The organism is Bradyrhizobium sp. 63_E2_N1_3 (assembly GCF_052076005.1).
Taxonomy (GTDB): Bacteria; Pseudomonadota; Alphaproteobacteria; order Rhizobiales; family Xanthobacteraceae; genus Bradyrhizobium; species Bradyrhizobium barranii.
The window spans coordinates 1463385-1486127 of sequence record NZ_CP197235.1 but is presented as its reverse complement, the minus strand read 5'-3'; the positions used below and the strand labels follow the sequence as shown (position 1 = coordinate 1486127).

Sequence of the window (22743 nt, the reverse complement as noted above, 5' to 3'; positions counted from 1 at the left end):
GGCTCTCGCGTTCAAGCAAGCATCGCGCTCGTCCACAGCGCGCCCACACCTTCCTGCGGCGAGGCCAAGAAAGAGTTGTGTGGTGCGACTCACCGCCGGACTGCCGGCGAGGCCGTTCAGTGCCCGGGGTGAACCTTCTTCATCGCCTCGAGCTGCTCGGGCGCGGCCGTGCCCTGGTATTTCGACTTCCAGGTCTCGTAGGGCATGCCGTAGACGGCCTCGCGGCTCTCGTCCTTGCTTAAGCTCACGCCCTGCGCGTCGGCAGCGTCCTTGAGCCAGTTCGACAGGCAGTTGCGGCAGAAGCCGGCCAGATTCATCAGATCGATGTTCTGGACGTCGGTCCGCGTCTTCAGATGATCGACCAGGCGCCGGAAAGCGGCCGCCTCGAGCTCCGTTCTGGTTTTGTCGTCGATTGCCATGGCTGGATCCCTTCGGCCTGAATTGGTTCTGCCCCCGATGGGGGTCACCCTTACGGGATCAGGTGGGCCCTTGTCACAGATTTTGCCATATCACGGCGCAAACGGCGCCAGAGCCAACCCGAAGGCCGGTTCCCCGGCCCTACGCCAAATCGTCAATCATCTGGTATACGTTCCGCGACAATGATCGCCGAATCTCCCCGCGCCCCCCTTCGCCTGCTCGCCCGGTTGGTCCCGGTGCTGGTGGGTGGCCTGCTGTGCCTGTGGGCCAGCCCGGCCTCCGCCGACTTCCGGCTTTGCAACAACACCTCGAGCCGGGTCGGCATTGCGCTCGGCTACAAGGACGCCGAGGGCTGGACCACCGAGGGCTGGTGGAACATCTCGTCCCGCTCCTGCGAGACCCTGCTGCGGGGAACGCTGGTCGCGCGCTACTATTACATCTACGCGATCGACTACGACCGCGGCGGCGAATGGTCGGGCCAGGCCTTCATGTGCTCGCGCGACAAGGAATTCACCATCCGCGGCACCGAGGATTGCCTCGCGCGCGGCTACGACCGGACCGGCTATTTCGAGGTCGATACCGGCGAGCAGCGGGCTTGGACAGTGCAGCTGACCGACGCCAACGAGCAGCCGTCACAGCAGCAGCGCGTGCCCGGCCTGCCGGGCCCTGTCGGCCCGGGTGGCGGCGTTCCGGGTTTGCCCAATAGTCCGCCCGGTGGTACGCCCCCCGCCGCGCCTGGCCTTCCGCCAGCTCCCTCGCCACCGTCTGGAAATAAGCCATGAGGCGTCTTCGCCGTATCAAGATTCTCGCGACCCTGGGACCTGCCTCTTCGGACCTCGCGATGATCCGCCGCCTGTTCGAGGCCGGCGCCGATCTGTTCCGCATCAACATGAGCCACACCCCGCATGACAAGATGCGGGAGCTGGTCGCGACGATCCGCAACGTCGAGAGCAGTTATGGCCGGCCGATCGGCATCCTGGTCGATCTCCAGGGCCCGAAGCTCAGGCTCGGCGCCTTCGCGGAAGGCGCAGTCCAGCTCCAGAACGGCCAGATCTTCACGCTCGATTCCGACAAGACGCCGGGCGATGCCACGCGCGTCAATCTCCCGCATCCGGAGATCCTGGCTGCACTCAGGCCCGGCCATTCGCTGCTGCTCGACGACGGCAAGGTGCGCCTGATCGCGGAGGAGACCTCGAAAGAGCACGCGGTGACGCGTGTCGTGGTCGGCGGCCGGATGTCCGACCGCAAGGGCGTCAGCCTGCCCGACACCGATTTGCCGGTCTCCGCGATGACGCCGAAGGACCGCGCTGACCTCGAGGCCGCGCTGGTGACCGGCGTCGACTGGATCGCGCTGTCCTTCGTGCAGCGCGCCGACGACGTGATCGAGGCCAAGAAGATGATCCGCGGCCGCGCCGCTGTCATGGCCAAGATCGAGAAGCCGCAGGCGATCGACCGCCTCGCCGACATCATCGAGGCCTCCGACGCGCTGATGGTGGCGCGCGGCGATCTCGGCGTCGAGCTGCCGCTGGAACGCGTGCCGAGCCTGCAGAAGCAGATGACGCGCATGGCGCGCCGCGCCGGCAAGCCGGTGGTGATCGCGACCCAGATGCTGGAATCGATGATCCAGTCGCCGGTGCCGACCCGCGCCGAGGTCTCGGACGTCGCCACCGCCGTCTATGAAGGCGCCGACGCCATCATGCTGTCGGCGGAATCGGCGGCCGGCAAATTCCCGGTCGAGGCGGTCTCGACCATGAACCGCATCGGCGAAGAGGTCGAGCGCGACCCGATTTATCGTTCCGTGCTCACCGCGCAGCGCCCCGCGCCGGAATCCACTGCCGGCGACGCCATCGCGGACGCCGCCCGCCAGATCGCCGAGACGCTCGATCTGCCGGCGCTGATCTGCTGGACCAGCTCGGGCTCGACTGCAGTGCGCGTCGCGCGCGAGCGGCCGAAGCCGCCGATCGTGGCGATCACGCCCAACATCGCGGCCGGACGCCGGCTGGCGGTGGTCTGGGGCGTGCATTGTGTGGTGGCGGAAGACGCGCGCGACCAGGACGACATGGTGAGCCGCGCCGGCCAGATCGCCTTCCGCGACGGTTTTGTCCGCGCCGGCCAGCGCGTGATCATCGTCGCTGGCGTGCCGCTCGGCATCCCCGGCACCACCAACATGGTGCGCATCGCCTCGGTCGGCCCCGAGGGCGGCGCGGATATCTAGTCCGCGGGAGCCCGGCAAACAAAAAAAGACGAAAACAACCCCATGCACAGTAGCCGGCGTTGCCGGCGAAGGTGCTCGGGTTTTGTGGAAAGGCGCGCTCGGGCAATGACCTGAGCGGAATCGGGTCTCGGCCCCGGTCGCGACCTGCTCTTCAGGCCCCGACCAGCGCTTTCGCGGTCGGCAGCAGCGTCTGCTGCACCACCAGACCGCGGGCGCGGGCGTCCATCACGCCGACGGCGCGCAGGGCCAGCAGCGTCACGGTCTGCACCGCATCGCGCATCCTGGCGGGATCGTCGAGATTGTCGGGCGCGAGCGGCCCGACCAGGGCCTCATGCAGCGCCCCCAACAGCGCGGTGGCCGCCAGCGCGGTATCCTGCGCCGGCAAATGGCCGGCCCGCACGGCGGCGTCGATCCGCGCGGCCATCTCGCCGGCGATCTCGCGGCGGCTGGCGAGGCGGGACGCGCTGACATCGACGTCGACCGGCTCGGCCAGGATGCCCCAGGCCAACCTGCGCTGCGACAGCGTGTGGACCGCCACGGTGGTGACGGCCGCCGCCAGCGCCGAGGATGGGCCGGGCGCGGCATCGGCCGCCCGGCGGATCGCCGCGAGCTCGTCGCGCGACACCTCGGCAATCAATTCGGAGATCAGCTCGGACTTGGACGGGAAGTAGCGGTAGACCGTTCCGGCCGCGACACTGGCCCGGACCGCAACCGGCGCGATCTGCACCGCCGCCATCCCGCCTTCCGCCGCAGCTTCCCGCGCTGCAGCAAGAATCGCACTGCGCCTGGCCGCAAGGCGCTTCACCACTTGATGCGTTCGCCGATAAACCATGGCGCGCTTCCTGTCCCACACGCCAGCCGCACGCCCCGCGCGGCCGAACGCGTCGTCCCTGCAATAGATGCAAATCGTCCCGCAAGGACTGAACAACTATTCAAAGTGAATGACAAGATGCAAATGCGTAGAACGTCACGCCGGACGGACGGGAGCGCCAAGCCTGCTGACGCCGGCTGGAGGGCTTTGAAGAAGAACGTGCGGGGAAGCTTGCCTGCGGGCCCATCCTTCGAGACGCCCGCCTACGGCGGGCCCTCGGGATGAGGTCGCGTTTCGCGGCAAGATATCAGACCCTCTTGGTGAGGAGCTCGCCAAAGCGGGCATCTCCGGACGATGCTCCGCATCGCCGGGCGAACCATGCAGGCCGAGCAGCCTCCGGCTCACTCCACCCCGCAAAAGAAAAGAGCCCCGTCCGGGACGGGGCTCTCGAAACTCTCAGATCGTCCGGTCTTACTTGAGGCTGGACGAGATCGAACCGAACTTGGTGTTCAGCGAGCTGCCGAGGTTGTTGACGACGGTGATGATCGCCAGCGCGATGCCGGCAGCGATCAGGCCGTATTCAATGGCGGTGGCGCCGGATTCGTCCTTCACGAAACGCGAAACGAGGTTCTTCATAGACTGCTCCCAAAGAGTACACGAGGCTTACAAATGGTCTGGTCTTCTCGGCTTCCCAGCGCCGCCCGACCATGGAACCGAACCTAGAGGCAAAGAATTGCGCCGCAGTTAATTCGACTGCGGAAACACGAAGCGGATTGCACGTATTCGACGATGGTAAAGGAGAATTGAAAACAATCCGTTAAATCGTAGCTATCCGCGGCGACGCCGCTGCGGCGCGATTTACCCGAAGTTATGACCGCGCATGGTCCAATGCCGCCCGCTCGGCCTGAAGCACGACGAGATGAATCGTTCATCGCGCTTCAGGTTATTGTTTGAGCATGATCTTCTCGGAAAACCGCTACACACTTTTCCGGATCATGCTCCGACCGACAAGAACAAGCAGGACGACGAGGCGGCATGTCCCTTTCCTTTGCCAACAGCATTGCGATGCAGAGCCGCGCGCGCGCACTGCTGCCGCTCTGCGTCGGTGCCGGCACCTATCTGTTCTTCCTCTTCGTCGGCGACACGCTGCTTCAGGACTCCGACTCGTTCTGGCAGATCAGGATCGGGCAATGGATCCTCGATCACGGTGCCCTGCCCTACACCGACTTCTATTCTTTCACGCGCCCAGGGGAATCCTGGATCTCGACGTCGTGGCTGTCACAGGTGCTGTTCGCCTTCTCCTACGCGCAATGGGGCTGGGCCGGACCCGTGATCCTCACCGCGACCGGGATGGCGCTCACCGCTGCGGTCTTCGTCTATCTCCTTGACGCGCAGATCGAGGCGCCGCGCGCGGTGCTGTTCGCGATGCTGGCGCTGCTGCTGTCGATCCATCACGTGCTGGCGCGTCCGCATATTCTGGCGCTGCCCGTCATGGTGGCGTGGGTCGGCCTGCTGATGGCGGCTGCCGACCGCCGAAGCGCGCCGTCCTGGACCTGGCTGCCGCTGATGGCGCTTTGGGCGAATTTGCATGGCGGCTTCGTGCTGGGCCTCGCGCTGATCGGCCCGATCTCGCTCGAAGCGGTCGAGCATGCCGAGAAGGGACAGCGGCTGAAGCTGTTCATGCGCTGGGTGCTGTTCGGCGTCGGCGCGCTGATCGCTGCCTGCTGCACGCCTTACGGCTGGCGGACGCTGATGGGCGCGACCAACATCCTCAGCCTCGGCGAATTGCTGTCACTGATCTTCGAATGGATGCCGGCGAACTTTGCCACCTTCACCGGGTTCGAAGGCGCACTGCTCGGCCTGATCGCGCTCGGCTATTATCGCGGCCTCGTGCTGTCGGCGCCGCGGATCTTCCTGATCCTGTTCCTGACCTGGACCGCGCTGACCCATGTCAGGAATATCGAGGCCTTCGCCTTCCTGGTGCCGCTGGTGCTGGCAAAGCCGCTCGGCGAGATGTTCCCGCGCCCGCCAGCGGACACCGCCGACGCAGACCGCTGGCCGGCCCGCTATGTCACCGCGCTCGGCGCGCTCATGATCGTGGCCGCGAGCTGGACCTCGACCTCGCTCTACATGGGACACCATCGCTTCACGTTCACGATGACGCAGACGCCGGTTGCGGCGGTCGACCTGCTCGAAAAACTCGGGGTGCAGCGCATCTTCAACGCCTATCAGTTCGGCGGCTATCTGATCTCGCGCGACGTCCCTGTGTACGTCGACGGCCGCGCCGAGCTCTATGGCGAAAAGTTCGTCATGGACTTCTTCAAGGCGACGGAAGGCAAGAAGCCCGAGCTGCTGCCGCGCCTGCTCGACCAGTACAAGATCGACGCGACGCTCCTGGTCGCCGATGCGCCGGGCCCGCAAATCCTCGATCAGCTCAAGGGCTGGAAGCGGATCTATACGGATGACATCGCGGTGATCCATGTGCGGGACAATGCGGACGGAGCGGCGCCGCCGTCGAAGTGAGGAAGCGACTTCCGGCGCGTCCTCTCAGATCCGACGTTCGCTTAAAGATGTGAAGCGGACCTAGGCACGCATTCCGGCCATTTCGCCGTTTGCCCCAAGGCGGTCGTCAAGCGGCAATGTCAGTTGCTGTTAATTCGACTTATGCGCCCGGAGTCAGCGTAGCAGCGATGACAAGGGCTCGCGCGGTTTTCGTATGGGCTTGAACCATCTGCCTCGTGTTAACGACCAAGAGCCAATCATGTTCGACGATCTGATGACCCTCCTGGTTATTCTGTCCTTCGGCTTTCCCGCCATGCCATGGTTTTTGGGTGCGCGATGGGGGTCGAGAGGAGTTTGGCTCAGTACAGGATTTGCCGTAGTCATCCTGTTATGTTTTTTTCCAATATTGTTCTGGGTTGCATGCGGTGCCTGTGGGCAGGGCGCGATAGCCATCTTTATGCTGGGGCCGATCTGGATTGCTTCGGCATTGCTTACGGTCACTTCGGCGGCGTTCGCTTACTACAAATTCGCGCGCTAATTTCCGCAAGACCGCGAAGGCGCAGGGGGGTAACGATACCGCCCACGCTGGGCATCGCAGATGAAGTGATTGAGTATGGCATCAGCGATGTCAGCTTGTGGCCCATCAGCGAAGTGGCGACACCTTTCATTGAGGCCCGCTTGGTGGGTAGAGCGGACTGACTTTGCTCACTCTGCGTTCTTCGCATTTTGACCCATAGCGGACGTGAACATTTTGTGTTGGCAAGCGCCGCCAAGACGGACGATGGCTCCTTGCTATGGACCCGCTCGTCTCGCAACGAGAATATTGGCTATACACTGCAAGACGATTTCGTTTTGTTGATTGCGCACTCTGATTTGGTTGCGCACGATGCCTCGATCAGGTTTCGACTTAGACTCCCGCTTCTCCAGAACAATCATCTCAAGATCGAGTTCATCTCCTGGGCGTACCGGGTTCGGCAGCCTTAACTCATCCCAACCCATTCCGGCGAGGACATGGAGCCGAGGCTGGAGCTTCGGCGTGAGCGAGATGAAGATCGAAAACGTATGGGCGCTCGATGCGGTTAGTCCCCCAAAAATTGAACGTGCTGCTGCCTCCTCATCGAGGTGACGGGGCGCTGGATCATATTGCTTGGCGAACTGGACGATCTCTTCCTTCGAGACCAGATAAGGACCAGCCTTGCTAGTCATACCAATTTCGGCATCTTCAAAATACAGCTGGGTCATGGCTTCGTCCTCTGCGGATGAAGTAAATCAGGCACGGCTCAACGCGGCGGGATTATAACCCTTTTCAAGCATCAATTTCTGTTCTTGTCCGGCTAACCCACACGTCGTTCAGGCCAGTCGCACCAATTTCCAAGGCAGCCTTTCCCGGATGAGCAAACACCAAAGGTCATCATCCGAAAATCAGCTTATGGCCCATCAGCGAAATGGCGACACCTTTCATTGAGGTCCGCTTGGTGGAGTAGAGCGGACTGACTTTGCTCACTCTGCGTTCTTCGCATTTTGACCCATAGCGGTCTTCCATTGATCTAGATCAACGCGAGGTACATCCGGGAAGTTTGGTTCAATCGTCGAACAAGAGAGGACGCTTATGAGCGATCATCCAGAAGACGGCCCCCGAACGAATCCTCCTCAAACGCATTCGAAAAAAATAGGCGCGGCAATGACGGCATGCAACGACGCGACCTTTTGTTGGGTGGTTCGTCGCTCGCTGCAATGACGGCTTTGGCGGCGACGGCGCCAGCGACCGCTCAAGTGCAACAGGCTGCACCGGCACCCGCAGCAGCACCCGCATCGACGGGGCCGAAGCTTGGCGAGATCCTGCCGTTTCCGCAGCCGCCGCGTCCTGTCATCACCGAGCCGGATTGGCGCAAGGTGCCGCAGCCGAAGCCAGTCTCGATCCGGCCGCCGAAGGGCGCCCCCAACATCCTGGTCATTCTTCAAGACCAGACTTCCTATGCGGACCCATCGACCTTCGGCGGACCGATCAACTTCCCGACCATGGATCGTCTCGCCAAAGAGGGGCTGACCTACACGAACTTTCACGTCAACAGTCTGTGTTCGCCGAGCCGCACCGCGCTATTGACCGGACGCAATCAACATCAAAATAGCCAAGCCGCTGTAGTTGACGGTGCGACCTCATATCCCGGCGACACCGGCATGCGGCCAAAGAGCGTTGCGCCTATCGCTGAAATTCTTCGACAGTGGGGCTATTGCACGTCGATGTTCGGCAAAAGCCACGAGACGCCGCCGTGGGAAACCAGCATGAGCGGCCCGTTCGACCGCTGGCCAGCGCGACAGGGCTTTGAAAAATTCTATGGCTTCATCGGCGGCGAGAAGAACTTGTTCCGGCCCTACCTCGTGGATGGCACTACCGAACTCGGCGTGCCGCGCGACCCAAACTATCATTTCAACGTCGATATCACGGACAAGGCGATAGGCTGGATACGTGGTACGCGCTCGCTGACCCCGGATCGTCCGTTCTTTATGTATTACGCCACGGGCGGCGCGCATCCGCCTCACACGCCGCCGAAAGAATGGCTCGATGTCTACAAGGGGAAATTTGATCAGGGGTGGGACAAGCTACGCGGGGAAATTCTTGCGCGTCAGATAAAGATGGGCCTGATGCCTCCGGGCACCAAGATTGCTGAAAACCCTCCTGAAATTCCAAAATGGGACGCCCTTTCGGACGACGCGAAGAAGGTGCTGTCGCGGCAAATGGAAGTCTATGCAGGCTATGCCGAGCATACCGACCGCGAGATCGGGCGTTTGATCGACGCCATCGGGGATCTCGGCGAACTCGACAACACCATCGTGATCTATATCGCCGGCGACAATGGCGGCACCGCGATCGGTGGTCTAAACGGAACCTTCAACGAATGGTCCAACCTCAACGACGCACCCGAAGACATCCCGTATCTCAAGACCCGAATGGACGAGTATGGCGGACCGAACTCCTACCCTAACTATTCGGTGGCTTGGGCAATGGCCGGCTCCACGCCGGCAACCTGGTGCATCAATGCCTGTCAGGGCGGCGGCCAGAATCAGGGCATGGTCATTCGCTGGCCCGGCGGCATCAAATCGAAAGGGGAAATCCGCAGGCAGTATACCCACCTGATCGACGTCGGCCCCACCATCCTTGAAGCCGTCGGCATCCCCGAGCCAAAGATAGTCAACGGCGTCGAGCAGATTCCGATGGCCGGCACCAGCATGATCTACTCGTTCGACGATGCGGCGGCAAAGGATCGCCACACCGTCCAGTACAACGAGTGCAGCGGCAATCGCAGCATCTACAAGGACGGCTGGATGGCCTGCGTGATGCACCGCGCGCCATGGGAGAGCAGCCCCCGCGTCGATGACTACGCCAAGGACAAATGGGAGCTTTACAATGTGGCCGTGGACTTCGGACAGGCTACCGACCTCGCCGCGCAAAATCCCGCGAAGCTGAAAGAACTGCAGGACCTATTCCATCAGGAGGCGATCAAGTTCGGCGTTTATCCGATGGATGACCGCTCCTTCGCACGGCTGAATGCGACCAATGCCGGACGGCCCGACATTATGGCCGGCCGTACCGAGGTGACCTACTACGCCGGGATGACCGGCATGGCTGAAAATGTCTTCATCGACACGCTCAGCCGTTCCTATGTTGTCACCGCCGACCTGGTCATTCCCAAAGGCGGCGCCAACGGCGTCGTGGTCTCGCAGGGTGGCCTGTTCGGCGGCTGGAGTCTTTACGTCAAGGACGGAAGACCCAAGCTCGCCTACAACTGGCTGGCGCGGGAGAAATACTTCATCGAAGGCAAGGAGGCTCTACCGGAAGGCAAGGTCACGCTGGTCTATGATTTCACCTATGACGGCGGCGGCCTGCACAAGGGCGGCACCGGCGTGCTGTCGATCAACGGCAGGAAAGTCGGCGAAGGCCGCATCAATAAGACGCAGGGCGCGGTGTGGTCGCTGGCCGGTGAGACCGCCGACATCGGCGTGGATGCCTACTCCCCAGTGTGCGATGACTACGATCCTTGGGAAAACGCCTTCACCGGCACCATCAACACCGTGAAGATCAAACACAAGGCTTGAGCGCAAGACTTGGCCCTTCCCCGTTACGCGAGGAGGGCTCTCTTTGTGTCCCGCGCCAACACCAGTCCGCTCCTGGCCCATCAGCAAAGTGGCGACACCTTTCATTGAGGTCCGCTTGGTGGGGTGGAGCGAACTGACTTTGCCCGCTCTGCGTTCTTCGCATTTTGACCCTGACCTGACATTGACCCTAGCCCAAAAGGAACACCCTGTGCTTTGATACGTGGGACGGAATCTACCGATCTCGCGGGGGCCGTTTTGGCCAACAATTGCGTGGAACGGAGGCTTGCGGCGATTCTGGCGGCGGATGTTGCCGGATACAGCCGCATGATGGGTATGGACGAAGAAGACGTGCTGGCTCGCCTCAAGGCCGCCAGAAAGTCTCTTTTCGATCCCTCCATCGCCGCGCATCGCGGACGGATCGTCAAGACGACCGGCGACGGCATGCTGGTCGAGTTCGCCAGCGCCGTCGATGCAGCGCGATGCGCCATCGAGGTGCAGCGCGGCATGGTTGAGCGAAATGCCGCGGTGCCGCAGGCCAAGCGGATCGAATTTCGCGTCGGCATCCACGTCGGCGACATCATAATCGACGAAAATGATATCTTCGGGGACGGCGTCAATATCGCCGCCCGCCTTGAAGGCATCGCGGAACCCGGCGGCATCTGCATCTCCGAGGACACGCAACGTCAAATCCGCGGCAAGGTCGATATCGCCTTCGAGGACATGGGTCCGCAGAATCTGAAGAACATTGTTGAGCCGATGCGCGCGTGGCGATTGAGGATAAACGCGGACGGTTCTGCGGCAATCTCGAAAAGGTCGCCGGTCGAGACCACCCAGGCTCTGGCGCTGCCCGACAAGCCGTCCATCGCCGTGCTGCCGTTCCAGAACATGTCAGGCGATCCCGAACAGGAATACTTCGCGGACGGAATAGCGGAGGACATCATCACCGCGCTGTCCCGTTTCAAGGCGCTGTTCGTCATCGCCCGCAATTCGAGCTTCACATACAAGGGACGCGCTGTCGACATCAAGCAAGTGGGGCGCGAGCTTGGCGTGCGCTATGTGCTGGAAGGAAGCGTTCGCAAGGCGGCAAACCGGGTGCGCATCACGGGACAGCTCGTCGATACCCCTACGGGAGGACATCTCTGGGCAGACCGGTTTGACGGTGGACTCACCGACATCTTCGACCTGCAGGACCAGGTCACCGAGAGCATAGTCGGAGCGATCGCGCCGGCGGTTGAAAAAGCCGAGATCGAGCGCGCCAAACGCAAGCCTACCGAGAGTCTTGATGCCTATGATCACTACTTACGCGGTTTGGCCAGCTCTTATCAGTTTGCTAACCGGCAAGCGAACGAAGAGGCGTTACGCCTATTCAACAGGGCGATCAAGCTCGACCCAGGTTTTGCGTCAGCTTACGGTCGTGCCGCCCTTTGCTACACCTTTGCCAAGACCAATGGCTGGATTTCAGTCACACCGAGCGAGACTGCCAAAGTAGAAAAGCTCGTTCAGAGAGCGGTTGAGCTAGGAAAAGACGACGTGATCGCCCTCGCGGCGAGCGGATATGTATCAGCGTTTGTTTTACTCGATCTCGGGGGAGGCGCCGCCTTGATCGATCGCGCGCTCGTGTTCAATTCCAATTGGGCCGAGGCATGGTTTTGGAGTGGCTGGGTGAAGAACTGGCTAGGCGAGCCGGAAACGGCAATCGAGCGCTTCGCCCGTGCCATCCGCCTCAACCCGCTTGATCCGTTTATGAGCGGGGTACGAACTGGGACCTCGCATGCCCATTTCTTCCTGGGCCACTATGGCGACGCGGCATCGTGGGCTGCAATGGCGTTGCAGGACAATCCGGACTTTCAACCTGCGTTACGTATGGACGCCGCAAGCAAGGCAATGGCCGGACGACTGGAGCAGGCACAAAAGGCGGTGGCTCGGCTGCGGCAATTGAATCCTTCGGTGCGTGTCTCCAATCTCAAAAGCGTGCTCGGCCCCTATCGGCGTGCCGAAGATCTCGCTCGATACGAAGAAGGGTTGCGGCGAGCCGGGCTGCCCGAATGACCTCTACGGCCACGGTGCGGCAAGAGAGTGAGAGCCGCAACTTCCGCTCTCGGCCCATCAGCGAAATGGCGACACCTTTCATTGAGGTCCGCTTGGTGGAGTAGAGCGGACTGACTTTGCCCGCTCTGCGTTCTTCGCATTTTGGCCCGTAGCGGACATTCCCATCGGGACGATGGGAGACCGAAATCACGCCGTTGCTGCCAGATCGTTGGCAACGACTGCCAATATTTCGGCGGCGTGTGAACTCGCGATAAAGTGCCCGCCATCAGCGACTTCGTGCCATACCGCTCCAGGCATCCGCTCACCCAGCGGTTTGTTTACTGCGTAAGGCACAAACGTATCGGCGCTGCCTTGCCACAGATGAACCGGCCTATGGATCGCCGTGACGTCGAATGGCCACTGTTGATAGAGCATCTGCGCATCGGCCACGAGACCGTCAACGCCTTGCCGGAAACACTCGCGTCCAGACTCCACGATGGCACTCAGCACATCGTCATCAGCAAGCGCCGCGAGGTCAGCGGGGCAGCTCGCCTTCAGCAATGCCTTCTTGTACTGCTCCGGAAACCGCGTCGCAGCGAGATCGATCAGGTCATACATCAGCTGGAAACCCGGCCGGAAATGCAGTGCAAGGAACCCGCCTATGGCGTCGGTCGAGGACAGATCCTTCGCTGCCCAATTCGTACCGAATGCGCCGTAGGATCCGGGAGCGATGCTGGTCACGTGTACCAGCTTCGCGGGATCAAGGTACGCCGCTGCCGCGAGCGCCCAAGGACCACCCTCAGACCAGCCTGTGACCGCAAAGCGATCGGTCTCAAAAGCGTTGGCAATCGCTTCCAGGTCTGCGGCCCAGCCTGCGAAGGTGCGACCGTGTTGAGGATCTGATTTGCCTTGGCCTGGACGGTCCACGCACACAAATCTCAAACCAAGTTTGAGCGCGTGAGACGCAAAAACCTTGGCTTCGAGCCGGCTCGATGGTCCGCCATGATTGTGAAGTACGAGCGGACCGTTCGGATCGCCGACCTGAAGGTAAGCCAGTGATCGACCGCCGATCTGGACTGCACCTTCGCTAGGACACGCAGCGTTGCTTGAATTTCTCAAATGCATGCCCTCCGTCGGGCCTCGATGACTCGTCGATCTCGCGGAGCCTTTGTCTCAGCCAACCAACTCTTTTTGGAATTTCTCGATCGTAGGCTGCAACAACGGCCGCCATGGTCACACGGCTGTCGGATGTCTGCAACTGGCCCATAGCAGCCATTTCCGCGTTCAAAGCTGACATCGGCTTTCGCCCCGAAACGGGCACTTGCGATTTAAAGACCAATCGGTCTATATGTCGATGATGAGCCGCCCAACCCCAGTGCAGTCGCCCCGTGGCCGCCCCCGAAGCTTCGACGTGGATGCCGCGGTCGAACGCGCGATGGGGGTGTTCTGGTCGCGCGGCTATCACGCCACGGCGCTGCCGGACCTGCTTCGGGCCACGAAACTCTCGCGTGGCAGCCTTTACGCCGCGTTCGGCGACAAGCACTCGCTCTTCCTGCGCGCACTCGATCGCTACATTGCCGATGCCGTGACGCGGATGGATGTCGAACTCGCCCCCCGCAGGGAGCCGGTCGACGCCCTGCGGGCCTATCTTGCCGGCTATGTCGATCGCACCAGCGGTGCCAACGGCCGGCGCGGCTGCCTGCTGGTGGCCACGGCCATGGAGCTGGCCGGCCAGGATGCCGCGATTGGTCGTCGCGTAGCGGGCTTCTTCAGGGCCATGGAGGCCCGCCTGGCCGATGCCCTGTCCCGCGCGAAGGTGGCGGGCAAGCTGGCCGACGGTGTCGATCCCGCGAGTGCCGCCAAAATTCTGGTCTGTTTCGTCGAGGGCCTGCGCGTGGTCGGCAAGACGGCGCCGGCGCGGGCCACATCGCAAGCCACCGCTGACGCTTTGCTCGACCGGTTCGTCAGGTAGCAACCCAATCAGGTCAACTACCCCCGGACGCCTCCGCACCTGGCGCGTCAATATATGGACCGATCGGTCGTGAAAGGAAGGATGCCATGTCTGCCATCCAGATCGTCTGCGCGGTAGCCGTTCCCCTGCTCTGGGGTTATCAGTTCGTGGCCATCAAGGTGGGCGTCGCGGAGTTTCCGCCGCTGTTCTTCCTCGCGCTGCGCTTCCTGGCCATCGCGCTGCTGCTCGTTCCGTTCGTGAAGAGGCCCACGCGCGCGCAGCTCGGCCCTGTCGCAGCCATTTCGATCTTCCTGGGCGGTCTGAACTTCGGGCTGTTCTATGTCGGCCTCGGGCTCGGCTCGGGAAGCATGTCGGCCGTCGCGTATCAACTCGCCACGCCCTTCACCGTCCTGCTGGCCTGGCCGTTGCTCGCCGAGCGGCCGTCTCTCTCCACGACCGCCGGAGTGCTGCTCGCATTCGCCGGCGTTGTCGTGCTGGCAGCGGAGCCTGGCCTGTCGGCCAACGGGCTTCCGCTGCTGCTAGTGGTCGGGGCGGCCTTCGCATTCGCGGTGTCCAACGTCCTGACGAAACGCTACGGCCCTTTCGATCCCCTGATGTTGATGGGGTGGTCGTCGCTGTTCACAGTGCCGCAGGTCATGTTGATGTCGCTGCTGCTCGAATACGGACAACTGGCGAGCCTCGTCACGGCGGATGGACGCGGCTGGCTGGCGCTCGCCTACACGATTTTCATCGGCGGAATTGTCGGGTTCGGCCTCTGGTTCTGGCTGATCGCCCGCTGCTCCATGGGCCGCGTCGCGCCCTTCGGCCTGCTGCTTCCGGTGTTCGCCTTGACGTCGAGCGTGCTGTTCCTTGGCGAGCGCATGACCCCGAAGTTGATCGCCGGCGGGCTGCTCGCGATCGCAGGCGTGGCGATGACACAGGTCAGACCGAGCGCGCGACCCAGTTGAGCCCGGATGTTGCGTTGTGGGATCGATGTCGTCTGCCCGGCAATGGAGATCACGAGGCTTCACGTCTCGGTGGTGGACCGTGTTGCGACGTGACGCGCCCAACTTGCCGTGCGCAAATATCCGATCGAACAGGAGGGCGTATCATGATGTTTCGCAATCTTCTCGCCGCGCTTCTCGTCACGATCGCGATCAGCGCGGCACATGCGGCACCGCAATGGCTGAACCTGCCGCCGACGCCGACACTGCCCAGGGCGACGCAGAGCGGCTTCGCGCCCGTCAACGGCATCAAGGTCTGGTACGCAATTTTCGGCCGCGGCGAGCCTGTCATCCTGCTGCATGGCGGCCTCGCCAACGCCAACTATTGGGGCCGCCAGGTCCGCGCGCTGCAACGGCACTATCAGGTCATCGTCATGGACAGCCGCGGGCATGGGCGCAGCAGCCGCAATCAGGAGCCCTATGGCTACGATCTGATGGCCTCGGACGTGGTCGCCCTGCTCGATCACCTGAAGATCAGGAAAGCTGCGATCGTCGGCTGGAGCGACGGCGCGATCATCGGCCTCGACATCGCGATGAAGCACCCGGAACGGGTGAGCAAGCTGTTCGCCTTCGCGGCGAATTCGGATCCGTCAGGCGTTGCGGACATTGCGTCGAGCGACGTCTTCAACGCCTACATCGCGAGAGCTGGCGAGGAGTACAAGCGCCTGTCGCCGACCCCGACCGAGTACAAGGGCTTCGTCGCGGAGATTACCAAAATGTGGGAGAGCCAGCCGAAATGGACGGCGTCGGATCTCGCGACGATCAAGGTCCCGACCTGGATCGTGGACGGCGACCACGACGAGGCGATCAAGCGCGAGAACACCGAATTCATGGCGGCGAACATTCCGGGCGCCGGACTGCTGATCCAGCCGGAGGTCAGTCACTTCTCGTTCCTGCAGGATCCCGAGCAGTTCAGCGACGACGTGCTGCATTTTCTGGAACGTGGCGGTGAGTGGCCCGGAGCGGCAGCGAAGTGAGATATCGTAGGGTGGGCAAAGCGAAGCGTGCCCACCGCGTCTATCGCAATTGCCGAGAGATGGTGGGCACGGCGCTACGCGCCTTTGCCCACCCTACGCGACCGGTGCAGAGCCATTACGAGCCCAACTGCATCCACGCCGTCATTGCGAGGAGCGAAGCGACGAAGCAATCCAGACTGCTGCCATGGAAACATTCTGGATTGCTTCGCTACGCTCGCAATGACGGAGTTTGCGGGCCGACGACACGCACCTCTCTCGTGTCCCGGACGCGCTGCTGCGTGCAACGCTGCTGCGCTGAGCCGGGATCCAGAAGGCCACACGGCAAGATGCGGAGACATGGGCCCCGGCTCCGCAGCGCACCGCCGAAGGGGCGGTGCGCTGCGTCCGGGGCACGAGACCGCAGTCTGAAGCGCAACTGCATCAACATCGGCCAACAAAAAACGCGGCGTTTCCGCCGCGTTTTTCAATTCGATCTGCGCCTCTCGATTACGCCTGCGGCTGAGGCTCCAGGCCGGGATCCGGATCGGGCCGCGGCCGCGACTTGCCGGCCGGGGGCACGGCGGAGGCGCGCGGCGTAGCCGGCTCGAGCACGGACTCGCGGTTCGGCTTCTTGCCCTTGAGCAGGTCGATGATCTCGTCGCCGGAGAGCGTCTCGAACTCGAGCAGGCCCTTGGCGAGAGCTTCGAGGTCGGCACGCTTCTCGGTGAGAATGCGGGTCGCTTCGTTGTAGCCCTCTTCCACGAAACGCCGGATCTCGGTGTCGATCTTCTGGACCGTCGCCTCCGATGCGTTCTGGGTGCGCGAGACCGACATGCCCAGGAACACCTCGTCCTGGTTTTCGCCATAGGACACGGTGCCGAGCGCCTCCGAGAGGCCCCAGCGCGTAACCATCATGCGGGCCAGACGCGTCGCCTGCTCGATGTCGGAGGATGCACCCGAGGTCACCTTCTCACGGCCGAAGATCAGCTCTTCGGCGACGCGGCCACCCATCATGATGGCGAGGCGCGAGGTCATCTGCTCCAGCGACATCGACAGCTTGTCGCGCTCAGGCAGCTGCATCACCATGCCCAGCGCGCGGCCGCGCGGAATGATGGTCGCCTTGTGGATCGGATCGGTCGCGACGACGTTGAGGCCGACGATGGCGTGGCCGCCCTCGTGATAGGCCGTCAGCAGCTTCTCTTCCTCGGTCATGACGAGCGACTTGCGCTCGGCGCCCATCATCACCTTGTCCTTGGCCTCTTCGAACTCGGCCTGGGTCACCATCCGCTTGTTGCGGCGGGCGGCGGTCAGGGCGGCTTCGTTGACGAGGTTCATCAGGTCGGCGCCGGAAAAACCGGGCGTGCCGCGCGCGATGGTCTTGAGGTTGATATCCGGCGCCAGCGGCACCTTGCGGACGTGAACCTTGAGGATCTGCTCGCGGCCGACGACGTCGGGATTGGGCACCACGACCTGACGGTCGAAGCGGCCCGGACGCAGCAGCGCGGGATCGAGCACGTCGGGACGGTTCGTCGCCGCGATCAGGATCACGCCCTCGTTGGCCTCGAAGCCGTCCATCTCGACCAGCAACTGGTTCAGCGTCTGCTCGCGCTCGTCATTGCCGCCGCCGAGACCGGCGCCACGGTGACGGCCGACCGCGTCGATTTCGTCGATGAAGATGATGCAGGGCGCGTTCTTCTTGGCCTGCTCGAACATGTCGCGGACACGGGAGGCGCCGACGCCGACGAACATTTCGACGAAGTCGGAACCCGAGATGGTGAAGAACGGCACGTTGGCTTCGCCCGCGACCGCACGCGCGATCAGGGTCTTACCGGTGCCGGGAGGGCCCACCAGCAGCACGCCGCGCGGAATACGGCCGCCGAGGCGCTGGAATTTGCCGGGGTCGCGGAGGAATTCGACGATCTCCTGCAGGTCCTGCTTGGCTTCGTCGACGCCGGCGACGTCCTCGAAGGTGACGCGGCCATGGGCCTCGGTCAGCATCTTGGCGCGCGACTTGCCGAAGCCCATCGCCTTGCCGGCGCCGCCCTGCATCTGCCGCGACAGGAAGATCCACACGCCGATCAGCGCGATGAAGGGCAGCCAGGAGACCAGCAGCGAGACGAACCACGGCACGTTGTCGCCGGGCGGCTTCGCGGTGATCTGGACCTTGCTGTCATAGAGGCGCTTCACCAGCGTCGGATCGTTCGGCGCATAGGTCTGGAAGCTTGAGCCATTGGTGAAGGTGCCGTGGATATCCGGCCCCTGGATCACGACATCGCGCACATTGCCGCGGTCAACTTCGCTCAAGAGCTGGGAGAAGGCGATGTCCTGCGATGAGGCGCGCTGACCCGGATTCTGGAAGAGCGTGAACAACGCCAACAGCAGCAAGACAATGATGACCCAGAGGGCGAAATTGCGCAGATTGGCGTTCATCGATCTTCCTTCATGGTCGCGCGGATCGCGGCCTGATCCTTGGGCGGTAGCAGTTACTTTGTCAGTGCGAGGAAATCCCCAAGGAATCCTCTTGGTTAGACGGATACAATTTAGGTGCCGCCCCGGTCGCTGCCAAGGGAACGAGATGGGACTATTTATCCCATCTTAGAGCGATTCCCGCTGAAATAATGGCGATCTGCCCGGGGTTTTTCCTGCCTGGTTAAGGTGTCCTGACGGCGCGCGGCGGAAACGGCCGGTGTCATGATCCGCCCTGATCCGCCCTCGTCCGTCCCTTGGACCGCCGGGCCGGCGCCGGTGCGATGTGGATACGCCCCCCGGCAAGGCTGATCAAGGCTCCCGCAAGGGTCTGCTTCAGGAACGGCCGGCCATTTGCGGCTGCGCGGGGGCTTTCAGCCAAACTTGCAGCCATGGCCTGATCGAGCGCGGCCAGGAGAGTCTCGACCTTGCCGAGTTCCGCCGGCCCCTCATGACCGAGGGCATTGACGGCCCGCAGCAGGAGCCGCAGCCGGACCTCCTCCGGCAGATTGGCGAATGCCGAGGCCTCGAAGCTGCGACCGCCCGCCTGCGGCGCATCGCCGCGCGCCCGAAGCTGAAGGAAGCGTTCGGCGCCATCGACCAGCACGTCGACCGCCGCATTGGCGCGCGCCAGCCTGCCTGCGAGCCGCGCCAGGCTCCGGCTGTCGCCCCCCTCGGCCGCGAGTTGCGGCAGCAGCGCGCGCAGCCGCGGCCGGGTGAAGGCGGTGTCGCGATTGGTGGGATCATCGGCAAATCCGATCTTCGCCCGCCTCAAGGTCGCGATCAGCTGCGACTTCGGGACATCGAGCAGCGGACGCACCAGCACGACGCCGTCGCGCTCCGTGAGGCGCGTCATTGCCGACAGCCCGGCAAGCCCGCTGCCGCGGACAAGGCGCATCAACAGGGTCTCGGCCTGATCGTCGCGGGTGTGGGCGGTCAGCACATGGCTCGCGCCGGCGTTTCGCGCGGCCTGTGCAAGCAGGCGGTAGCGGGCTTCGCGTGCAGCGGCAGGCAGTCCCGTGTTCGGCTTCGCGCCACGCCAGCGCAGGGTCCGGTGTGCCAGCCCGAGTTCGGCCGCAAGCCGCTTGACCTCGCGCGCCTCGCGCGCCGCCTCCGGGCGCAGGCCGTGATCGACGGTGACGACGGTCAATTGCGGACCGCGTGCCAAGCCGCGCTTCCAGCGCGCGGCGAGCCACATCAGCGCGACCGAGTCAGGTCCGCCGGAGACCGCGAGCACCAGCGCCGGCGCACTTCTGAGCTCGGCGAAGAGTTGCTTCGCCGCGCGCGCCGAGATCGGTGAGTTGTCGTCGTCCGACATGACGCTGCCCAGGCAATCACCAGACTATTTAGCGCGGCGCCATCCGCATTGTCAGGGCGCAAACACCACGCGTCAGCACTTCACCCGCTTCTGCTCGCGATCGACGGCGGATTTGACGCCGGCGGAGGCGCGCGGATATTTGCGGCCGACCTCGCCGAAGGCGGCGCAGGCGGCCTCTTTCTCCTTCAGCGCGGCCAGCGACTGGCCGAGCCGCAGCAGGGCATCCGGCGCCTTGGCGGATTTGTCGTATTTGGTGGTGACGGCGAGGAAGGCTTCCGCGGAGTCGCGATATTGCTGGCGCTGGAAATAGCTTTCGCCGAGCCAGTATTGCGCGTCGCCGAGCAGCGGATCGCTCGGATGTTTCTGCGCAAAATTCTTCATGGTCTGCTCGGCGAGCGCATAGTCCTTGCGCTGCATGTAGCCGATGCCGAGGTCGAACTCGTCGCGCGGCGTTGCCGAGGGCGGCAGGGTCGTCAGGCCGGTGCCGCCCGATGGCGCTGGATAGCCCGATTGTGCCGGCGGATAGCCGGGCTGGGCTGCCGGCGGCACGCCTTGCTGGTAGCGCGGGCTGGTGTTGGCGAGATCGAGCGGCTCGCCGGCAGCGCGCCCGCCGGGCGCGCCGCCAGGGGCGCCTGCCGGCATCGGCTGCTGCCCGCCACCAAGCGCGCGCGGCGCGCCGGGCGCATTCGGGTTCTGGTTCGGATCGAAGGAATCACCGCGGCGGCGCACGCCCGGCGCACCGGGCGCCGGCTGCTCCTGAACGATCGGCGCGGGAGCAGCGATCTGCGGCTGCTCGTAATTCGGCTGAGCCTGTTGCTGCTGGCGATAGGCCGGCGCGGACTGCGCAGGCGGTACGGCTGCGACCGAGGGCTGGACCGGCACCTGTCCGGGCGCGGCTTGCGCGCCGCCCTCGAGCGCCCGCAGCCGCTCTTCGAGCTGGCGGTTGCGATATTGCAGCTCCTCGTTCTGGCCGGTGAGCTGGCGCAGCTGGTTCTCCAACCGCTCGATCCGCATCTCGGGGTCATCGTCCGACTGCGCCAGTGCAGGCGAGCACAAAGAGAACAGCGCGGCGATCGCCACGGTGCCGGTAAAGACCTTGGATCTGGATGACATCTTGCCCTGACGACGAAAACGAAATCTGCGACGGAACATGCGACGCGCCACACATTGAAAGGCAGTACGCCAAAAATGTGACTGGCACCACGGGGTTTCGGTCACAGATGGCTGAAACAAAACCGGCGCCCGAGAGGGCGCCGGCATAATCGGTTCCTGAAGATGAACGGCGCCTGACTGATCGTCAGGAGCTCGCGTTCAGCACGGTGACGGCGCGACGGTTCTGCGACCAGCAGGAAATATCGTTACAGACGGCGACCGGCCGCTCCTTGCCGTAGGAGATCGTGCGCATGCGGTTCGGATCGATGCCGCGCGAGGCGAGGAACGAACGCACCGACTGGGCGCGGCGGGCGCCGAGTGCGATGTTGTATTCGCGGGTGCCGCGCTCGTCGGCATGCCCCTCGATGGTGAAGCTGTACTGCCGATAGTTCTGGAGCCACTGCGCCTGCTTCTCCAGGGTCACGATCGCCTGCGGCGTCAGATCGGTCTGGTCGCTCTCGAAGAACACGCGGTCGCCCACGTTAACGACGAAATCCTGCTGGCTGCCAGGCGTCGCAGCATTGGCCATCGCATCCGTCGCTGCGTTCTTGTTCGCGCATGCGCCCATCGACAGCGCGATCGCAACCACCGCAGCCAGCTTCAATCCCTGGAGGATACGCATAGGGTATTTCATTCCGGAGCCTCCACGCTCACGTTCGTCCACTGCTGTCCGGTCTACAGGGGGTTGGTTAAGCGAACGTTCCGTCAACCTTGATGGAACCTTGCTTCAGCCGGTCAAATGCCCCCAAACCGCGAAAAGCAACCGTCATGGTTAATGGGTTCTAAATGTGGCGCGAGGGTGAAGCAACCTGCAGCAACCGGCAAAAGTGCAGGCTTTTGCTGGAATTTTGGGCTCGGACGATGATGGGGATGAACGGAGCCCCGGCCGAAAGGCGCGCGGCGGCTCGAGGCGGTGACGGCAGGCAATCAGACGTGAGCGGCTTCCGGCACCAGTGACGACCGCTGCGGGATCTCGCGCTGCCCGCCGCGCCCAAACAGCATCCGCCGCTCGAACGCGGTGGAGCGCATGATCGGATAGCGCTCGAACACCTTCTTCCGGAAGGTCGGGAAATCCGCCGCCATCAGTCCGAAGGGCTTGGTGAGACCCGGCACCAGGCGGGGCTCGGCGATCGTCTCGTGCAGGAACACCCGCCGGTAGAAGGCCTGATGCTCGGGACGCACGATGGCGAGGCCGAGATCGGCATTGAAGTGCTCGCACGCCATGTAGGCGAGCCGGGTCGTCAGATAGGGCAATTCCGGAACCCGCTTCACCTGGTCGGGATCGGCGACAAAGCGGGTCGGGTCGATCATGACCTCGCCGCGATCGAGCCGCGGCAGCAGGATGTCGGGGAAGACGTCGGCCGAGGTGGACTCGCGCCATTCCGAAGTCAGCACGCTGATGCGCACGGAGCTGCAGAGCTGGCCACGGAGATAGACGCCGAAGGTCCACGCGTTCGGCAGCTCGTCGTAGCGGTCGGTGACGCGGGCTTCCGCGGATTCCCTGACGGCACCCTCGCGCAGATAGGCGCGGTAGCGGAGGTTGTAGATTTGCTCCTTCTCCGCGTCCGTCGCCGCGAGATGATAGTCGACGTCGGTCAGAAGCTCCGCTCCCCGTCCAACAGCCGAAATGACAGATCTGGCTGAGGACTGCATTCGAACTCCTTACCCACCACCAACAACACCACGCGAACCTGGGCCATTTGCCGCTGAACAACTTGCGCGCGCGTGACGATTTATTAACACCTCCTTAACGACGATGCAAAGCAATCGACGCGATAGGGTTAACCCCCGTAGCACTACGGTCGGTTCAGCAACTGTCTGAAACGAC

General features: G+C 63.3%; 19 protein-coding genes. 9 read left to right on the top strand and 10 right to left on the bottom strand.

The features are described from left to right. Positions 1-116 precede the first annotated feature (116 nt). Positions 117-419: a DUF1244 domain-containing protein gene (locus AB7531_RS06880; protein ID WP_063981108.1), complete on the bottom strand. Its 303-nt coding sequence runs from the start codon at positions 417-419 to the stop codon at positions 117-119. Positions 420-599: 180 nt separating this feature from the next. Here AB7531_RS06880 and AB7531_RS06875 point away from each other — a divergent pair, with 180 nt between their 5' ends. Both AB7531_RS06875 and pyk read left to right on the top strand, forming a co-directional pair. Further along, positions 600-1199, top strand: coding sequence for a DUF1036 domain-containing protein (locus AB7531_RS06875; RefSeq protein ID WP_063981107.1), 600 nt, complete (start codon positions 600-602; stop codon positions 1197-1199). Continuing rightward, complete coding sequence (gene pyk, locus AB7531_RS06870) at positions 1196-2632, top strand: pyruvate kinase (RefSeq protein ID WP_063981106.1); 1437 nt, start codon at positions 1196-1198, stop codon at positions 2630-2632. Before AB7531_RS06875 ends, pyk begins: the two co-directional genes overlap by 4 nt. A gap of 151 nt (positions 2633-2783) precedes the next feature. Here pyk and AB7531_RS06865 read toward each other — a convergent pair whose 3' ends face one another. Together AB7531_RS06865 and AB7531_RS06860 are read right to left on the bottom strand one after the other, a co-directional pair. After that, positions 2784-3464, bottom strand: coding sequence for a TetR family transcriptional regulator (locus AB7531_RS06865; protein ID WP_063981105.1), 681 nt, complete (start codon positions 3462-3464; stop codon positions 2784-2786). Between the two features lie 450 nt (positions 3465-3914). Beyond that, a complete protein-coding gene (locus AB7531_RS06860; protein ID WP_014492421.1) occupies positions 3915-4079 on the bottom strand; it encodes a Flp family type IVb pilin in 165 nt (54 codons plus the stop codon). Positions 4080-4478: 399 nt separating this feature from the next. On the opposite strand from AB7531_RS06860, the gene AB7531_RS06855 reads away from it, so the two are divergent. Both AB7531_RS06855 and AB7531_RS06850 read left to right on the top strand, forming a co-directional pair. Next, positions 4479-5966 carry a hypothetical protein gene (locus AB7531_RS06855; protein ID WP_063981104.1) on the top strand — a complete coding sequence of 496 codons (1488 nt, stop codon included), beginning with the start codon at positions 4479-4481 and terminating at the stop codon, positions 5964-5966. A gap of 238 nt (positions 5967-6204) precedes the next feature. After that, a complete protein-coding gene (locus AB7531_RS06850) occupies positions 6205-6483 on the top strand; it encodes a hypothetical protein (protein ID WP_187387924.1) in 279 nt (92 codons plus the stop codon). 254 nt (positions 6484-6737) lie between these two features. Here the strand turns inward: AB7531_RS06850 and AB7531_RS06845 are convergent, their stop codons facing one another. After that, entirely contained in the window at positions 6738-7187 is a 450-nt protein-coding gene (locus tag AB7531_RS06845; protein WP_063981102.1) for a MaoC/PaaZ C-terminal domain-containing protein, read from the bottom strand. Between the two features lie 447 nt (positions 7188-7634). Here AB7531_RS06845 and AB7531_RS06840 point away from each other — a divergent pair, with 447 nt between their 5' ends. After that, positions 7635-10040 (top strand): arylsulfatase, encoded by a 2406-nt coding sequence (locus tag AB7531_RS06840; protein WP_441279918.1) that lies wholly within the window; start codon positions 7635-7637, stop codon positions 10038-10040. A 255-nt stretch (positions 10041-10295) separates the two neighbouring features. After that, the gene (locus AB7531_RS06835) at positions 10296-12089 is read left to right on the top strand and encodes an adenylate/guanylate cyclase domain-containing protein (RefSeq protein WP_346283384.1); all 1794 of its coding nucleotides are present in this window, start codon (positions 10296-10298) and stop codon (positions 12087-12089) included. Between the two features lie 186 nt (positions 12090-12275). Here AB7531_RS06835 and AB7531_RS06830 read toward each other — a convergent pair whose 3' ends face one another. Next, positions 12276-13193 (bottom strand): alpha/beta fold hydrolase, encoded by a 918-nt coding sequence (locus AB7531_RS06830; RefSeq protein WP_063981100.1) that lies wholly within the window; start codon positions 13191-13193, stop codon positions 12276-12278. A gap of 232 nt (positions 13194-13425) precedes the next feature. Here AB7531_RS06830 and AB7531_RS06825 point away from each other — a divergent pair, with 232 nt between their 5' ends. The 3 genes from AB7531_RS06825 (at position 13426) to AB7531_RS06815 (ending at position 16000) form a co-directional block, all read left to right on the top strand. Continuing rightward, positions 13426-14040, top strand: coding sequence for a TetR/AcrR family transcriptional regulator (locus tag AB7531_RS06825; protein WP_187388042.1), 615 nt, complete (start codon positions 13426-13428; stop codon positions 14038-14040). A gap of 86 nt (positions 14041-14126) precedes the next feature. Next, positions 14127-14987 carry a DMT family transporter gene (locus tag AB7531_RS06820; RefSeq protein ID WP_063981099.1) on the top strand — a complete coding sequence of 287 codons (861 nt, stop codon included), beginning with the start codon at positions 14127-14129 and terminating at the stop codon, positions 14985-14987. A gap of 143 nt (positions 14988-15130) precedes the next feature. Continuing rightward, positions 15131-16000 (top strand): alpha/beta fold hydrolase, encoded by an 870-nt coding sequence (locus AB7531_RS06815; protein WP_199877122.1) that lies wholly within the window; start codon positions 15131-15133, stop codon positions 15998-16000. 486 nt (positions 16001-16486) lie between these two features. Here the strand turns inward: AB7531_RS06815 and ftsH are convergent, their stop codons facing one another. From ftsH to AB7531_RS06790, 5 genes are all read right to left on the bottom strand, one after another. Beyond that, positions 16487-18409 carry an ATP-dependent zinc metalloprotease FtsH gene (gene ftsH / locus AB7531_RS06810; RefSeq protein WP_063981098.1) on the bottom strand — a complete coding sequence of 641 codons (1923 nt, stop codon included), beginning with the start codon at positions 18407-18409 and terminating at the stop codon, positions 16487-16489. A gap of 259 nt (positions 18410-18668) precedes the next feature. Beyond that, entirely contained in the window at positions 18669-19763 is a 1095-nt protein-coding gene (tilS, locus tag AB7531_RS06805) for a tRNA lysidine(34) synthetase TilS (RefSeq protein WP_063981097.1), read from the bottom strand. A 72-nt stretch (positions 19764-19835) separates the two neighbouring features. Beyond that, positions 19836-20876 carry a tol-pal system protein YbgF gene (gene ybgF / locus AB7531_RS06800; protein WP_166344448.1) on the bottom strand — a complete coding sequence of 347 codons (1041 nt, stop codon included), beginning with the start codon at positions 20874-20876 and terminating at the stop codon, positions 19836-19838. Positions 20877-21060: 184 nt separating this feature from the next. After that, positions 21061-21549 (bottom strand): peptidoglycan-associated lipoprotein Pal, encoded by a 489-nt coding sequence (gene pal, locus AB7531_RS06795; RefSeq protein ID WP_028152222.1) that lies wholly within the window; start codon positions 21547-21549, stop codon positions 21061-21063. Between the two features lie 293 nt (positions 21550-21842). Continuing rightward, on the bottom strand, positions 21843-22568 hold the full coding sequence (locus tag AB7531_RS06790; protein ID WP_063981096.1) for an N-acyl amino acid synthase FeeM domain-containing protein: 726 nt from the start codon (positions 22566-22568) through the stop codon (positions 21843-21845). Positions 22569-22743: the final 175 nt, after the last annotated feature.

Bases quoted from the DNA above. Each gene is read 5' to 3' on its own strand.
- AB7531_RS06880 (WP_063981108.1), bottom strand. From the start codon at position 419: ATGGCAATCGACGACAAAACCAGAACGGAGCTCGAGGCGGCCGCTTTC.
- AB7531_RS06875 (WP_063981107.1), top strand. From the start codon at position 600: ATGATCGCCGAATCTCCCCGCGCCCCCCTTCGCCTGCTCGCCCGGTTG.
- pyk (WP_063981106.1), top strand. From the start codon at position 1,196: ATGAGGCGTCTTCGCCGTATCAAGATTCTCGCGACCCTGGGACCTGCC.
- AB7531_RS06865 (WP_063981105.1), bottom strand. From the start codon at position 3,464: ATGGTTTATCGGCGAACGCATCAAGTGGTGAAGCGCCTTGCGGCCAGG.
- AB7531_RS06860 (WP_014492421.1), bottom strand. From the start codon at position 4,079: ATGAAGAACCTCGTTTCGCGTTTCGTGAAGGACGAATCCGGCGCCACC.
- AB7531_RS06855 (WP_063981104.1), top strand. From the start codon at position 4,479: ATGTCCCTTTCCTTTGCCAACAGCATTGCGATGCAGAGCCGCGCGCGC.
- AB7531_RS06850 (WP_187387924.1), top strand. From the start codon at position 6,205: ATGTTCGACGATCTGATGACCCTCCTGGTTATTCTGTCCTTCGGCTTT.
- AB7531_RS06845 (WP_063981102.1), bottom strand. From the start codon at position 7,187: ATGACCCAGCTGTATTTTGAAGATGCCGAAATTGGTATGACTAGCAAG.
- AB7531_RS06840 (WP_441279918.1), top strand. From the start codon at position 7,635: ATGCAACGACGCGACCTTTTGTTGGGTGGTTCGTCGCTCGCTGCAATG.
- AB7531_RS06830 (WP_063981100.1), bottom strand. From the start codon at position 13,193: ATGCATTTGAGAAATTCAAGCAACGCTGCGTGTCCTAGCGAAGGTGCA.
- AB7531_RS06825 (WP_187388042.1), top strand. From the start codon at position 13,426: ATGAGCCGCCCAACCCCAGTGCAGTCGCCCCGTGGCCGCCCCCGAAGC.
- AB7531_RS06820 (WP_063981099.1), top strand. From the start codon at position 14,127: ATGTCTGCCATCCAGATCGTCTGCGCGGTAGCCGTTCCCCTGCTCTGG.
- AB7531_RS06815 (WP_199877122.1), top strand. From the start codon at position 15,131: ATGATGTTTCGCAATCTTCTCGCCGCGCTTCTCGTCACGATCGCGATC.
- ftsH (WP_063981098.1), bottom strand. From the start codon at position 18,409: ATGAACGCCAATCTGCGCAATTTCGCCCTCTGGGTCATCATTGTCTTG.
- tilS (WP_063981097.1), bottom strand. From the start codon at position 19,763: ATGTCGGACGACGACAACTCACCGATCTCGGCGCGCGCGGCGAAGCAA.
- ybgF (WP_166344448.1), bottom strand. From the start codon at position 20,876: ATGTCATCCAGATCCAAGGTCTTTACCGGCACCGTGGCGATCGCCGCG.
- pal (WP_028152222.1), bottom strand. From the start codon at position 21,549: ATGAAATACCCTATGCGTATCCTCCAGGGATTGAAGCTGGCTGCGGTG.
- AB7531_RS06790 (WP_063981096.1), bottom strand. From the start codon at position 22,568: ATGCAGTCCTCAGCCAGATCTGTCATTTCGGCTGTTGGACGGGGAGCG.